Raw genomic sequence first — 14,103 nt, 5'->3', positions numbered from 1 at the left:
TGCACCAGTGGCCGCGATCAGGGCAACGCGCTTACTTGCGGGTGCCGTCGAGCCAGTTCGGGCCCTTGTTGGTAAGGAAGAACACATAGACCACCAACGATACCGCGATCGTGGCGGTCACGTAGATGGCGAACCAATCGACGTGGCCGGTCTTCAGCGCGCCCTGGTACAGCAGCGGGGCGGTGCCGCCGAACAGCGAGTTGGCCAGCGCATAGCCCAGGCCCACGCCCAGTGCACGCACGTGGGTGGGGAACAGCTCGGCCTTCACCACCGCGTTGATCGAGGTGTAGCCGGTGAGGATGACGAATGCCAGCGCCAGGGTCAGGAAGGCCAGGGTGGCGTCATGCTGGTGCGGCAGCTGGGTGATCAGGTACCAGCTGTACAGCACGCCGCCGACGCCGAAGAACACCAGCAGGGTCTTGCGGCCGATGATGTCCGACAGCCAGCCGCCGACCGGTTGCAGCACCATCAGGAAGGCCAGCACGCCCAGGTTGATCAGGGTGCCGGTCATCGGGTCGTTGCCGGCGAAGGCGCTCTGGATCATCTTCGGGCCGTTCACCGAGTAGGTGTAGAAGGCCACGGTGCCGCCAGCGGTGATCAGGAAGCACAGCAGCAGCGGCCGCCACTGGTGCACGAACAACTCGTACATCGAACCGGACTTCTTTGCCTTGCCCTCGCGCGCGGCCTCGATGGACGACTCCGACAGCGATTCGTCCATGCCCCGGCGCAGCCAGAACACCACCACCGCGGCGATGCCACCGATACCGAAGGCGATGCGCCAGCCCCACTCGGAGATCTCCGGCTTGCCCCAGAAGGTCAGCATCAGCAGCAGGGTCAGCTGGGCCAGCACGTGGCCGCCGACCAGGGTGACGTAGTGGAACGAGGACAGGAAGCCGCGACGGCCCGGAATGGCGGCCTCGGACATGTAAGTGGCGCTGGCACCATACTCGCCGCCAGTGGCGAAGCCCTGCAGCAGGCGCGCGAACAACAGGATCACGGCGGCCCAGATGCCGATGCTGGCGGCGGTGGGGGTGATGGCGATGAGGAACGAGCACAGCGCCATCAACGTGACCGAGACGGTCAGCGCCAGGCGGCGGCCGTGGCGGTCGGCGAAGCGGCCGAAGAACCAGGCGCCGATCGGGCGCATCAGGAAGGTCGCCGCGAAGATCGCCCACACGTACAGGGTGGAGTTCTTGTCGTCCGGCGAGAAGAACTGCGATTCGAAGTACACGGCGAACACCGAGTACACGTAGACGTCATACCACTCCACCAGGTTGCCGGCGGAGCCTTTGAGGGTGTTGGAGATCGACCGCCGCAAGGCGGCACGGTCGTTCGCGGGGACAACAGGTTGGGACGTGGTGCTCATCTGGGTGGAAATCCTCGATGCGGCGCGTCCGTGCGCAGGGAAAACGGCGTCCGGTCTTGGGGCGGCGCGGCCGGGCAGCCTTCTTGGTACTGCATCGGCCGTCAACACGGGGTAGCAGACCAGAGCAGGGTGCATGGATGGATGACAGCGTGCCACCGTATGGGGTCCCGGACCATACTCAAAACGTCCTAGAATCCGCCTTCCCCCGGCTCCCTGGTGTGTCATGTCGGCTCCCCCCTCTTCGTCTGCGGCTGCCCCCCGGGGTGGCCTTGTCGCGCTGGCACTGCTGCTGGTCTACGTGGTGTGGGGCTCGACCTATCTGGGCATCGCCAAGGCCCTGCACGGCGGCGCACTGCCGCTGACGATGGTCTCCGGCAGCCGCTTCATCATTGCCGGCGGCCTGATGTTCCTGGCCTTGCGCCTGTTCTGGAAGCTGCCGAACCCGACGCTGCGGCAGTGGCGCAACCTGGTCATCATGGGCGTGACCATGCTGGTGCTGGGCAACGGCATGGTGGTGCTGGCCGAGCGCGAGGTGTCCTCGGGCCTGGCCGCCACGGCGGTGGCCTCGGTGCCGCTGTGGATGGCGCTGTTCTCGGCGCTGCGCGGGCAACATGCCAGCCGCGGTGAGTGGTTGGGCATCGCCATCGGCTTCCTCGGCGTGGTCTGGCTCAACGCCGGCAGCAGCCTGACCGGCTCGCCGACCGGGCTGGTGCTGCTGCTGATCGCGCCGATCGGCTGGGCGTTCGGTTCTGTGTGGGCACGCGGCCTGGACCTGCCGGGTCCGTTCATGACCGCGGCCGGGCAGATGATCTGCGGCGGCGTGCTGCTGGTGCTGATCGGCCTGGCGGTGGGCGAGCGCCCGAGTACGCTGCCCGATACCGGTGGCCTGCTGGCAATGGCCTATCTGTGCGTGTTCGGCTCCATCGTCGCGTTCACTGCCTACGTGTGGCTGCTGCAGAACGTGCGCCCGGCGCTCGCGGGCAGCTACGCGTATGTCAATCCGGTGATCGCGGTGCTGCTGGGCGCGCTGCTCAACGGTGAGCGCTTCGGTTGGCGCGACCTGCTGGCGATGGCGGTGATTCTTCTGGGTGTGGTGGTGCTGACAATGGCAAGGACGAGAAAGAAGTGAGCATGGACGAGAAGGAACAACGCCGGGGCCTGCTGGTCACCGCATCCACCTTCGTGATCTGGGGCCTGGTGCCGGTCTATTGGCACCTGCTCAACGAGGTGCCCTCGTTCCAGATCATCGCCCACCGCATCATCTGGAGCACGGTGCTGGTGCTGGGCTGGCTGTTGATCAGTGCGCGCCTGGGCTGGTGGCGGAAGATCGCCGCGCAGCCGCGCGCGCTGCCGATCCTGCTGGTGTCGAGTCTGACCATCGCGTTCAACTGGGGCCTGTACATCTGGGCGGTCAACGCCGGCCATGTCATCGAGACCAGCCTGGGCTACTTCATCAACCCGCTGGTGAACGTGCTGCTGGGCGTGCTGGTGCTGAAGGAACGGCTGCGCCGGCTGCAGTGGGTAGCGGTGGCAATGGCGGCGGTGGGCGTGGCCTGGCTGACCATCGATGCAGGTACGCCACCGTGGATCGCGCTGGGACTGGCCTGTTCGTTCGGCCTGTATGGCCTGCTGCGCAAGCTGGTCTCGGTCGACCCGGTGGCCGGCCTCGGCGTGGAGAGCATGTACCTGTTCCTGCCGGCGCTGGCGTTTGCGATCTGGGCCGAGAACGGCCACGGCGGTGCGTTCTTCCATGGTTGGGGGTGGCGCAACGACCTGCTGCTGATCTTCGGCGGCGCGGTCACCGCCGTACCGCTGATCGGCTTTGCCTACGGCGTGAAGCGCATTCCGCTGTCGCTGGTCGGCATCCTGCAGTACATCGCGCCGAGCCTGCAGCTGCTGCTGGGTGTGTTCTTCTTCCATGAAGCCTTCGATACCGGCAAGGCGATCGGCTTTGCCGCGATCTGGGCCGGCCTGATCCTGTTCGTCGGTGACAACCTGCGCGCGATGCGCGCGGCGAAGCGCTGACCGGCGCGGGGCCCAAAAAGAACGGCGCCCCGAAGGGCGCCGTTCTGCTTCCATCCACGGCCAGGAGAGAGATGGCCGTGACGGGAACGCGGTTGCAGATGATGGGCGCGCGATTCTAGAGGGTTTCCATTGGCAACGGTCCGGCAGCGTGCCGGCAAGATGAATCGCGTCCAACAATCCACAGACGCATGACAGAAAAAAGGACGGAGCCTTCGCTCCGTCCTTGCGGGTGTGCCGCTGCGAAGCAGGGGCTCAGGTTTCGCGCAGCGCCGTGGTGATCGGCAAACGTGCCGCGCGCAGCGCCGGGAACAGGCCGCCGACCAGGCCGATGCCCAGTGCCCATTTCAGGCCGGTCCACAGCAGTTCCGGTGATACGTGGAACTTGAACACCACCGCGCTGAAGTTGCTGCCGATGGTGGACACGCTGTAGCCATTGAACAGCAGCCATGCAACCGCACAGCCGAGCAGGCCACCGAGCAGCGCCAACAGCATCGTTTCCAGCATCACCGCCGTCACCACCGGCAGGCCGCGGAAGCCGATCGCACGCATGGTGGCGATTTCGCGGGCGCGCGTGGCCACGGCCGCATACATGGTGTTGAGCGCGCCGAACACCGCACCGACCGCCATGATCGTGCCGATCACCTTGCCCAGGATGTCGATCAGCTTGGTCAGCCCGCCGCCCTGCTTGCTGTAGTAGACGCGGGTGGTTTCCACGTCCAGCTTCAGGCGTGGGTCGGCAGCGACGGCCGCCTTGAACTGATCGAAGCCGGCCTTGCCATCGGTACGCACGCTGATCGACTGCCAGGCACTGCGCTGGTAGGTGGTGGCCAGCGTATCGGCGTCGGTCCACAGTTCCGAATCATGCGCATCGCCAGTGGCGAACACGCCGACCACGGTCCAGATCTGGTTGCCCAGGGTCAGCGTCCTGCCGACCTCCATGTCACGGAACTGGCCCTTGGCGCCCTGGCCGACCACGATCTCGCGCAGCCCGGTGGCGAACCTGCGGCCCTCGACGATCCTGACCTTGTCATGCACCGCCCACGCCTGCGGGCCGACGCCGCGGAACTGCGCGTTGACGTCGGTGCCATCGGACTTGGACACCAGGTTGACCACCTGCGACAGCTCCGGTGACAACAACGGCCGGCCCTGCGCATCGCGGCTGATGCCGGGCAGGGTGGACAGCATGGGTACCTGTTCGCGGGTGATCACCGAGTTGGTCTCGGCCTGCGAGCCACCGCGCAGCACGATGGCGGTGGTGTCATCGCCGGTGTTGTTGAGCGTGGCCTGGAAGCCTTCGCCCATCGCCAGCATCGCCACCAGTACGCCGACCACGCCGGCAATGCCGACCACGATCACCGAGGACGCGCCCCAGCGTTGCGGCAGGCTGGCCACGCCGATGCGGGTGGCGGCCAACGCCAGCCGTCCACCGCGGGTCAGCAGCAGCCACAGCGTTACCAGCACGGCCACGGCCAGAACGCCAAACCACGGCAGCCCGATCCACAACACCAGGCCGATCGCAAGCAGCAGCACGGTTACGCCGTTGCCCAGCCACTTCTTGAGCTTGTTCATCTGCAATCCTCCTCAGCGGCCGGCCAGTGCATCGACGATCTTCAGGCGCTTGGCACGCAGCGCGGGCAGCAGCCCGACGATGATGCCGATCACTACGATCAGGCCCAACCCCATCAGCCAGGTTGGCGTCGGCACGTGCGGCGGCAGCATGCCCATGCTCTTCGGGCCGATCGCCGGCAGGATCAGGGCGGCCAGGCCCATGCCGATCAGGCCGCCCAGGCCGATCAGCAGCACCGACTCCACCATCACCAGGGTCAGCACGGTGCTGTCCTTGAAGCCCAGCGTTTTCAGCGTGGCCAGCTCCGGTACGCGCTCACGCACGGCCTGCGCCATGGTGTTGCCGGTCAACAGCAGCAGGGTGAAGAACACCGCACCCATGATCGAGGTGACGATCATGCCGATATCCGCGAACTGCTTGACGAAGGCCTGCTGGAACGCCGATTCGGTCTGGGTCTTGGTCTCGTGGTCGGAGTTCGCCGAGATCGCATCGATCGCCTGTGCCACCCGCGAAGAGTGGTCCGGGTTGTCCAGCGTCACCGTGTACCAGCTCACCTGGTTCTTGATGTAGTCGTTGGATTCGTCGAAGTACTTCCAGTTCATCATCAGCTGGCGTTCTTCATTGGCGGCCAGCGCGCGGTCCTTGGAGCGGTAGATGCCCTTGAGCACCAGTGGCCAGTCATTGCTGCCGCCACGCGGAAAGATCGTCGCCTGCAGCGGGATGGTATCGCCGATCTTCCAGCCGAATTGCTTGGCCAGGGTTTCGCCGACGATGGCGCCAGTGCGGGTCTGCTTCCAGTCCTCCAGTTGTGCCGGATCGATCTGCAGCTCGCGGTAGACATCGAAGTAGTTGGGTGACACCGAGAAGTTCGGGAAGAAGTTCTTCGGGTCCTGGTAGATGCCACCAAACCACATGCCATAAGCCACGTCACGGACGCCGGTCACCTGGCGCACCTGTGCTTCCAGCCGGATCGGCAGCGACTGGGTGATCGACAGCCGCGAGGCCACGATCAGCCGGTTGGCACCTTCCACGCTGCCACCCGACGAGAACGCCACCCGCACCGAATCGAGCATGCCGAACAGCAGGAACGCGGCCACCACCGACAGCAGGGTCAGCAGGGTGCGGGTACGGCTGCGGAACAGCTGTGCCCACACCAACGAGAAGTATTTCATCGCTGTGGCCTCCGTCAGTGGGCCAGCGGCGCGTCGGCCAGCTCGCCCTTGTCCAGGTGCACCGTGTGCGTGGCGTACTCGGCGGCCTTCGGGTCATGGGTGACCATGATGATGGTCTTGCCGTGCTCGCGGTTGAGCTGCTGCAGCAGGCCGAGGATCTCCTCGGCCGATTGGCGGTCGAGGTCGCCGGTCGGTTCGTCGCAGATCAGGAAGGTCGGGTCGGAGACGATCGCGCGGGCGATCGCCACGCGCTGCTGCTGGCCGCCGGACAGTTCATTCGGGCGGTGGCTGCGGCGGTCGGCCAGGCCGACCAGGGTGAGCGCGATCTCGGCATTGCGGCGGCGCTGCGCCGCGCTGAGGTGGGTCAGCAGCAGCGGCAGTTCCACGTTCTTCTGCGCGGTCAGCATCGGCATCAGGTTGTAGAACTGGAACACGAAGCCGACATGGTGGCTGCGCCAGGTCGACAGCTGGCCGCCACTCATCTGGTCGATGCGCTCGCCCTCGATGCTGATCTCGCCGCCAGTGGGGCTGTCCAGGCCGCCGATCAGGTTGAGCAGGGTGGTCTTGCCCGAACCGGACGGGCCCATCAGCGCAACGAAGTCGCCGCTGGCGATGTCCAGGTCGATGCCGTGCAGCACCTGCACTTGCTCGGGGCCACGCTGGTAGGTCTTGGTGATGTTGCGCAGTGAAACCAGGGTCGACATGGGTGGTTCTCCACGGGAAGCGGGAAACGGGGAAGCGCACCTGCGGTGGCCGCAGGCGTGCGTCGAGCGATGCTGCCGGCCGCGCCCACGGGCGCCAGGCCGTTACTGCGCTTGTTTCTGTTGCACCTTGGCGCCATCGCGCAGGGTATCGGGTGGGTTCACCACCACCGGCTCACCTGCGCTCACGCCCTTGAGGATCTGGCGGTCCTTGCCCATCGCCTGGCCGGCCTCGACCGTGCGCTGCTGCACGCGGTTCCCGTCACCCAGCACGAAGGCCACCGAGGCACCGTCGCGCTGGACCACGGCGCCGCCCGGCACCCGCACGCCCTGCGGCTTGGCCGCGGCCTGCGGCTGCGCCTGTTCCAGGAAGCTGACCCGCACGCCCATCTCCGGCACGATGCGCGGGTCTTTCACCTTCAGCGCCACGCGCACCTTCACCGTGGCCTTGCCGCGGTCGGCGGTGGGGATGATGGCGATCACCTCGCCGGGAATCTTCCATTCCGGGTAGGCGTTGAGCGTGGCTTCCACCGGCATCTTCGGCTGCACGCGGCCGATGAAGGCCTCGCCGACCTCGACTTCGATCTCCAGCGAGTCCATGTCCACGATGGTGCCGATGCCGGTACGGGTGAACCCACCACCCGCCGACAGCGGCGAAACGATCTCACCGGGCTGCGCCGCCTTGGCGGTGACCACGCCGGAGAACGGCGCGCGCACGATGTTGTTGTCCACGCCCAGATCGGCGATGGCCAGCTGGTCGTTGGCAACCTTGACGTTGCGCTGCGCGGTATCCAGCTGCGCACGCAGGCTGTCGCGCTGGGCCACGGCCTGGTCGTACTGCGAGCGCGAGACCAGCTGCTGGCCAACCAGCGCCTGCAGGCGGCTGGCTTCGGCGGCGGCCTGCCTCTGCTGCGCCTCCAGCCCGGCGACCTGGCTGCGTGCGGCCTGCAGCTGCGAGGCGTACAGGCTGCGCTGCGCGTCGGCATCGATCGGGTCGAGCGTGGCCATCACCTGGCCAGCCTCGACCCGCATGCCTTCTTCGATCATCACCTCGCGCACCTTGCCGGTGATCTTGGCCGATACCGTGGCCATGCGCCGGGCGACCACGTAGCCACTGGCGTCGAGCACCGAGCTGCTGGCGCTGCCCTGCTGGATGGCCACGGCGGGAGCGGTTTCCACCTCTACGGCCGGTGCGCGACCGAACAGGTAGGCCACGGCCGCGGCGATCAGCAGCACGACCACGATGATCGCGATCCACAACCCGCGGCGGCCACCGCCATTGCCTCCGGCGGCCGGCGGCGGCGACTTGCGGTCGATACGGAGTTCCTTCAACAGCTCGGCAGAAGCGTTCATTCGTTCCATCACATGCGTTCGGGCGGGTGTGGCCGGAAGCGCGGACGACGGCGGTTCCGGCGGTGGAGCGTGCGGCACAGCATGAAGGCAGGCACAGCGAAGACGGCAGTGACAGCTGTCATCCGATGACACTGACGGCGGCAACTGCGAAATGTGACCACGGCGGCACAGGATGGCAACGTTCCCGCTACCGGTACTGCCCATGGATCCGATCGCCCCATTGCCGGCCCGCCGCAGCGGCGCCGCCAAGCGTACCGTGATCTGCGCTCGGTTGCGCCGGTGCCGCCCAGCCGACGGTGGCGCCTGCGCGCAGGCGGCTGAACTGGCATGATCGGCGGCGATCGTCCCCGCCTGGAACCGCCTGTGCCGTCCATCTGGCTTGCCTCGCTGCTGCGCCCCGCGCCCGACTCGGCGGTGGCCGAGACGCTGCGCCGGGGAAAGTCCCCCTGGGGCGAGGCAATCCACCTGCTGTGGTCAGTGTGGATCTTCCTGACGCCCTTGCTTGGCCATGGCTTCACCCTGCGCTGGCTGCTGCTGACGCTGGCCAGCTATCCGGTGTTCCTGCTGCTGTACGCCAAGGTGATGGTGGCGCCGCGCCATCACGCCCCGCGCTATGCCCTGGGCCTGATCGCGATGTCGCTGGTGCTGCTGCCCTGGTACCCGTCTGGGCTGACCTACTTCGTGTTCGGCTGCGTGCTGCTGCGGGTGAGCGGTCGCGGCGGCTGGTGGCAGTATCTGCTGCAGCTCACTGGTCTGAACCTCCTGTTCTGCAGCCTCGCCCTGCTGTTCCAGTACCCGTGGCAGAGCCTGGTCTGGATCCCCGCCGTGTCCTATATCGTCGGCCTGGTCGTGAACGTGGAGGCACTCAACCAGCAGAAGGATGCGGCACTGCAGCTTTCGCAGGACGAGGTGCGGCGGCTCGCAGCCACCGCCGAGCGCGAACGCATCGGCCGCGACCTGCACGACCTGCTCGGCCACACCCTGTCGTTGATCACGTTGAAGCTGGAACTGGCGCGCAAGCTGCACGACCGCGGTGATGCACGCGCGCGACAGGAGATCGGCGAGGCCGAGGCCATCGCCCGCGAGGCGCTGGCGCAGGTCCGAAGTGCGGTCACCGGTATCCGCGCCAGCGACCTGGCCGGCGAGCTGGCATCGGCGCGGCTGCTGCTGGAATGCCAGCAGGTCCACCTTCAGTACGTACCACCACCGGCGATGCCGGTGGATGTCGAACGCGGGCTGGCGCTGGTGCTGCGCGAGGCCGCGACCAATATCGTGCGCCATGCACAGGCGACGCAGGCACGGGTGGAGTTCATGCTGGAGGGACGCATGCTGGCGATGCAGATCCGCGACGATGGTCGTGGCGGCGTGCAGGCCGAGGGCAATGGGTTGTGCGGCATGCGCGAACGCGTGGCCGCCCTGGGTGGAAGCCTGCAGGTGCAGTCCGCAAAGGGCGAGGGCACGGTGCTGACCGTGCGCGTGCCACTGGCCGCTGCGACCACACCGCTGCCGCCAGGCGTGCCGCCGTCGCTGGTGCAGGACGGTGCCGCATGATCCGCATCCTGCTGGCCGAAGACCAGGCGATGGTACGCGGCGCACTGTCGGCGCTGCTGTGCCTGGAAGCGGATATCGAAGTGCTGGGCAGCGCCGCCGACGGCGAAACCGCGTGGCGCATGCTGCAGCAGCTGCAGCCGGACATCCTGGTGACCGACATCGAGATGCCGGGCCTGTCCGGGTTGGAGCTTGCACAGCGCATCGCGCGTCACGAGCTGCCGATCAAGGTGGTGATCGTGACCACCTTCGCCCGCGCAGGTTTCCTGCGCCGCGCGCTGGAAGCCGGCGTGCTGGGCTACCTGCTGAAGGACGCACCGGCCGAGAACCTGGCCGAGGCACTGCGCAAGGTCAAGCAGGGCATCCGTGCGATCGACCCGCAGCTGGCACTGGATGCGTGGTCGCAGGCCGACCCGCTGACCGACCGCGAGCGCCGCGTGCTGCGGCTGGCGGGCGAGGGCCGTACCGCCAGCGAGATCGCCGAGCAGTTGGGGCTGTCGCACGGCACGGTGCGCAACTATCTGTCCGAGTGCATCGGCAAGCTGGGCGTGGCCAATCGCATTGAGGCGTACCGGCTGGCGCGGCAGAAAGGGTGGTTGTAGGGGCGGCCTGCCTTTCCTGGTGATGTCGTTTCCGCGACCGCGGGTGGGTGTCACTTTCTTTGCTCGTGCACCACGCTGCAGGAGCAGCGTGGAACGGCGTAGCCGGCCCGTAGGGTGGCGCACATGGATGTGGGCCATCAAGAAAGTAACCAAAGAAGCGCTCCGCCGGCCGCGAGCCGGCGTGCTTCGCACGCCGGTGCCCTGCGCTCCTCGGTCCGTCGAGGGACGGCGCGGGAACTCGCTGCGCTCAGACACCCGCACCTCTTCGCCCTCGCCGGACCTGCGGTGCTCGGCTCGCTCAAGGCGGACTGGAAGGTCAAGATCAACGGCAACAGCATCCACGCATGGCGTGGATCTACTGGGTGCAGCTGTCGCTCTTGATGTTGGGTCCGCCTTGAGCGAGCCGAGCATCGCAGGGGAATCAGGGGCGAAGAGGCGCCGGTGTTTGAGCGTAGCGAGTTCGGCGCCGTCCCCTGATTCACCGAGAAGCACAGGGCACCGGTGCGCAGCACCGGCTCGCGCTCTGGCGGCGCGTTTCTTTTGGTTACTTTTCTTTTCGCGCGAAAAGAAAAGTGACACCCCCCGCGGTCGCGGAAACAATCCGCCGGGAACGCCCGGCGAATCCTTTCAATCCTTCCCGCGCGCCATCGCCTGGAACACCCCGTCCCGCCGCACCCACAGGTGGAACAACGCCGCACCCACATGCATCAGCACCGTGGCGAACAACACATAGGCCAACAGGCTGTGCGCATTGCGCAGCGCGGCATACAGCGCCGGGGTATGCGGCACGATCGGCGGCAGGTGCAGCCCTCCCCACAGCACGATCGGGTATCCGCCGGCCGACAGCATCGCCCAGCCGATCAACGGCATCGCCAGCATCAGCGCGTACAGCATCCAGTGCGAGGCCTTGGCCGCTACCCCCTGCCAGACCGGCAGGTCGGCAGGCAGCGCCGGTGGGCGATGGCGCAGCCGGTTATACAGGCGCAGCAGCGCCAGCAACAGGATCGCGATGCCCAGCGGGCGGTGCAGGTCGATCAGCGCGGGACGCAGGTGCAGCGAGGCGACCATGGTCACGCCGATGAACAGCATGGCGACGATCATCAGTGCCATGGACCAGTGCAGCACCCGCGCCAGCAGGTTGAAGTGGCCGTTGCCGGTACTCATCGTGCGGCCTCCTTCGGTTGTTCGACGTTGCCGCTGGCACGCTCGCGTTCACGGCGGTTGAAGGACTGCGAGTACACCGCCGAGCGGGCCGCCAGGATCGGATCATTACTGCCGCGCACCCCACTGGGCAGGATCAGCGGATCGAAGTTGATCTGGCCGCAGGCGCCTTCTTCCTGCGACTGCATGCGGTCCAGGCTGAGTACGCCCGCCACTACCTGGTCACGCGACTCGGGCCACGGCACCGACGGATCATCGATGGCATCACCGGGCTCGGCGGTGGTCACGACCAGGTTCCAGCGCACCGGGCCGTTGGCCAGGCGCTGCTGCAGTTCCTGGCTGAGGAAATCGACGCTGGCCTGCTTGCGCGCTTCCGCATCCATCTCCACTACCGGCGCCAGCGGCTGCCAGCGCCAGCGCACCGCACGCTTCTGGCCCTGCGCATTGGTGAACCAGAAACTGTTGACGCTGTTGAAAGTGGTGTCGGCCCAGCTGCTGGTCCATGGCGCTGTCTTCGCCCACTGCTGGAACGCCTGCGCACTGGGGTATTTCGCCAGCACTGCCGCCATCTTCTGCGGGTCCGGCTTGCCGGTGGCCGGGTCGGGAATCGAGGCGCGCGTCTGCTCGTAGAACGCCTCGGCCGTGGGTACCGCGAAGAACGGGAAGCTGTTCATCGCCATGCGCCATTCCTGGCCATCATCGCTGACCATCTGCACCGCCAGGCTGCGCACGCGTGCGGTGTTGTCGGCGCCGTAGGGGTCGCCGCCACCGATTGACAGGCGACCCATCACCGGCACACGTGTCTGCGAGAACACCCGGGCACTGGACAGGGTAGGGGCCTGCGCGCTGGGTTCGAACCAGCCGCTTACGCAGATGCCCTTGCTGTGTGCACGGCGGAAGCCCGGATGGGCCGGGCCGGTGGCCTCGATGGTGTCGGTGAAGCGCTGCGCGGTGAGGCGGTCGCCCATCCAGCCGGCCAGCCAGGCGAAGGCCAGCGCCACGGTACCCAGGATGAGCGCGATCAGCGCGATCCAGAGCAGGGGGGAATGCTTGCGCGGTGCGCCCGGCGTCTGGCCGGCACGGGTGTAGCCGAAGAGCGACATGGTCGGAGTCCTGCCTTCACGGAGCGTGTGGGTGGTCGACCCACACATCCTCGCAGAACCCGGCCGAGGCCGAAATTCAATTTTTCGTCAGATTTGCCGGGGACGGCGTGCCGACCAAGGTCGGCACCCACCGGATCAGCTGTAACGCGCCTTCAGCATCGCCCAGGCCGAGCGCAGCGCCAGCGCTTCGCCACCGGCCGGACGGCCCGGGCGTTCGCCGTCGTTCCAGGCGTACACGTCCAGGTGCGCCCAGCGCTGGCCGTCTTCGAGGAAACGCTCCAAGTACAGCGCGGCGGTCACCGAGCCGGCCATGCGCGAACCGGCATTGGCCAGGTCGGCAATGCCGCTGCTCAGATAGCGCAGGTAGGGGCGCCACAGCGGCATGCGCCAGACCGGGTCACGGGTTGCGTCGCCGGCCTGCAGCCACTGCTGCGCCACAGTGTCGTCGTTGCTGAAGAGCGCCGGCAGATCCGGACCCAGCGCGATGCGTGCGGCACCGGTGAGCGTGGCGAAATCCAGCACCAGGTCCGGCTTCTGCTCACCGGCGAAGGTCAGCGCGTCGCACAGGATCACGCGGCCTTCGGCATCGGTGTTGTCGATCTCCACGCTCAGGCCCTTGCGGGTGGCGATCACTTCGCCCGGGCGGAACGCATCCGGACCGATCGCATTTTCCACCGCCGGCACCAGCAGCGTCAGGCGCACCGGCAGTCCGCGCGCCATCACCAGGCCGGCCAGGGCCAGCGCATGCGCGGCGCCGCCCATGTCCTTCTTCATGTTGCGCATGCCGTCGGCCGGCTTGACGTCCAGGCCGCCGGTATCGAAGCACACGCCCTTGCCGACCAGCACCAGTGCCGGGTCGGTTTCCTTGCCCCAGCGCAGCACCACCAGGCGCGGCGCGCGGTGCGAAGCGCGGCCCACGGCGTGGATGGCCGGGAAGTTCTGCTTCAGCAGTTCATCGCCGGTGATCGCCTCGACCTGCGCACCATGTGCATCGGCCAGTGCACGCGCGGCGTCTTCCAGCTGCTGCGGCCCCATGTCTTCGGTCGGGGTGTTGACCCAGTCGCGCACGCGCAGGCTGGCGGCGATCAGGTCTGCCACTTCGCCGGACGGTGCGGCCACCAGCTGCGCCGGGGCGCGGTTACGCTTGCGGTAACGGTCGAAGCGGTAGCTGCCCAAACCCCAGCCCAGCTGCAGCAGCGCCTGTTCGGCGGCAGGCAGTACATTGGCCAGCTGCCAGACACTGCCTTCCGGCAGCGCGTGCGGCGCATGCGCATAGCTGTAGGCATCGGCGCGATCACCGACACCGATCACCGCGCCGGCCAGGCCCTCACTGCCGGGCAACAAAGCCACGCTGTGCGCACCGGCAGTGAAACCCTGCGAGGCCAGCCAGGCCTGGGTCGCGGCCGGTTGGCCTTGCTTCCAGGCGGCGAACTGCTCGCGGTCCAGCACGTACAACGGCAGCGCCGCGGCGCTGTCGGCGGTGAAACCAGTGATCTCGCTCATGC

At 67.3% G+C, this 14,103-nt stretch carries 12 protein-coding genes; 4 read left to right on the top strand and 8 right to left on the bottom strand.

What is annotated here, in order from left to right; all coding sequences use genetic code 11:
* Positions 1 to 31 precede the first annotated feature (31 nt).
* On the bottom strand, positions 32 to 1,366 hold the full coding sequence (locus ACM0PY_RS14505; RefSeq protein ID WP_005420583.1) for an MFS transporter: 1,335 nt from the start codon (positions 1,364 to 1,366) through the stop codon (positions 32 to 34).
* Between the two features lie 223 nt (positions 1,367 to 1,589).
* Between ACM0PY_RS14505 and yedA the strand changes: the two genes are divergently transcribed.
* Both yedA and rarD read left to right on the top strand, forming a co-directional pair.
* Positions 1,590 to 2,495 carry a drug/metabolite exporter YedA gene (gene yedA, locus ACM0PY_RS14500; RefSeq protein ID WP_134971648.1) on the top strand — a complete coding sequence of 302 codons (906 nt, stop codon included), beginning with the start codon at positions 1,590 to 1,592 and terminating at the stop codon, positions 2,493 to 2,495.
* Entirely contained in the window at positions 2,492 to 3,391 is a 900-nt protein-coding gene (gene rarD, locus ACM0PY_RS14495) for an EamA family transporter RarD (protein WP_111201143.1), read from the top strand. Before yedA ends, rarD begins: the two co-directional genes overlap by 4 nt.
* 252 nt (positions 3,392 to 3,643) lie before the next feature.
* Here the strand turns inward: rarD and ACM0PY_RS14490 are convergent, their stop codons facing one another.
* From ACM0PY_RS14490 to ACM0PY_RS14475, 4 genes are all read right to left on the bottom strand, one after another.
* Positions 3,644 to 4,960: an ABC transporter permease gene (locus ACM0PY_RS14490; protein ID WP_111201144.1), complete on the bottom strand. Its 1,317-nt coding sequence runs from the start codon at positions 4,958 to 4,960 to the stop codon at positions 3,644 to 3,646.
* 12 nt (positions 4,961 to 4,972) lie between these two features.
* The gene (locus ACM0PY_RS14485) at positions 4,973 to 6,130 is read right to left on the bottom strand and encodes an ABC transporter permease (protein WP_111201145.1); all 1,158 of its coding nucleotides are present in this window, start codon (positions 6,128 to 6,130) and stop codon (positions 4,973 to 4,975) included.
* A gap of 14 nt (positions 6,131 to 6,144) precedes the next feature.
* Positions 6,145 to 6,834, bottom strand: a complete 690-nt coding sequence (locus ACM0PY_RS14480) for an ABC transporter ATP-binding protein (protein WP_005420572.1) — start codon at positions 6,832 to 6,834, stop codon at positions 6,145 to 6,147.
* A gap of 102 nt (positions 6,835 to 6,936) precedes the next feature.
* Positions 6,937 to 8,184, bottom strand: a complete 1,248-nt coding sequence (locus ACM0PY_RS14475) for an efflux RND transporter periplasmic adaptor subunit (protein WP_180885693.1) — start codon at positions 8,182 to 8,184, stop codon at positions 6,937 to 6,939.
* A 327-nt stretch (positions 8,185 to 8,511) separates the two neighbouring features.
* On the opposite strand from ACM0PY_RS14475, the gene ACM0PY_RS14470 reads away from it, so the two are divergent.
* Together ACM0PY_RS14470 and ACM0PY_RS14465 are read left to right on the top strand one after the other, a co-directional pair.
* Complete coding sequence (locus tag ACM0PY_RS14470) at positions 8,512 to 9,735, top strand: sensor histidine kinase (RefSeq protein ID WP_180885695.1); 1,224 nt, start codon at positions 8,512 to 8,514, stop codon at positions 9,733 to 9,735.
* The gene (locus ACM0PY_RS14465) at positions 9,732 to 10,334 is read left to right on the top strand and encodes a response regulator transcription factor (protein ID WP_134971642.1); all 603 of its coding nucleotides are present in this window, start codon (positions 9,732 to 9,734) and stop codon (positions 10,332 to 10,334) included. The genes ACM0PY_RS14470 and ACM0PY_RS14465 overlap by 4 nt, the downstream gene beginning before the upstream one ends.
* Positions 10,335 to 10,961: 627 nt before the next feature.
* Here the strand turns inward: ACM0PY_RS14465 and ACM0PY_RS14460 are convergent.
* From ACM0PY_RS14460 to ACM0PY_RS14450, 3 genes are all read right to left on the bottom strand, one after another.
* Positions 10,962 to 11,498, bottom strand: coding sequence for a cytochrome b (locus ACM0PY_RS14460; RefSeq protein WP_111201148.1), 537 nt, complete (start codon positions 11,496 to 11,498; stop codon positions 10,962 to 10,964).
* Complete coding sequence (locus ACM0PY_RS14455; protein ID WP_134971640.1) at positions 11,495 to 12,598, bottom strand: catalase family peroxidase; 1,104 nt, start codon at positions 12,596 to 12,598, stop codon at positions 11,495 to 11,497. Before ACM0PY_RS14455 ends, ACM0PY_RS14460 begins: the two co-directional genes overlap by 4 nt.
* A gap of 135 nt (positions 12,599 to 12,733) precedes the next feature.
* Positions 12,734 to 14,101: a leucyl aminopeptidase family protein gene (locus ACM0PY_RS14450; RefSeq protein ID WP_134971638.1), complete on the bottom strand. Its 1,368-nt coding sequence runs from the start codon at positions 14,099 to 14,101 to the stop codon at positions 12,734 to 12,736.
* Between the last annotated feature and the right edge of the window lie 2 nt (positions 14,102 to 14,103).

Origin of the sequence: Stenotrophomonas sp. BR163, from assembly GCF_047520985.2 — a bacterium.
Taxonomy (GTDB): Bacteria; Pseudomonadota; Gammaproteobacteria; order Xanthomonadales; family Xanthomonadaceae; genus Stenotrophomonas; species Stenotrophomonas sepilia.
Note: the sequence above shows the minus strand (reverse complement) of the source record. Positions and strands in the feature narration are given on the sequence as shown.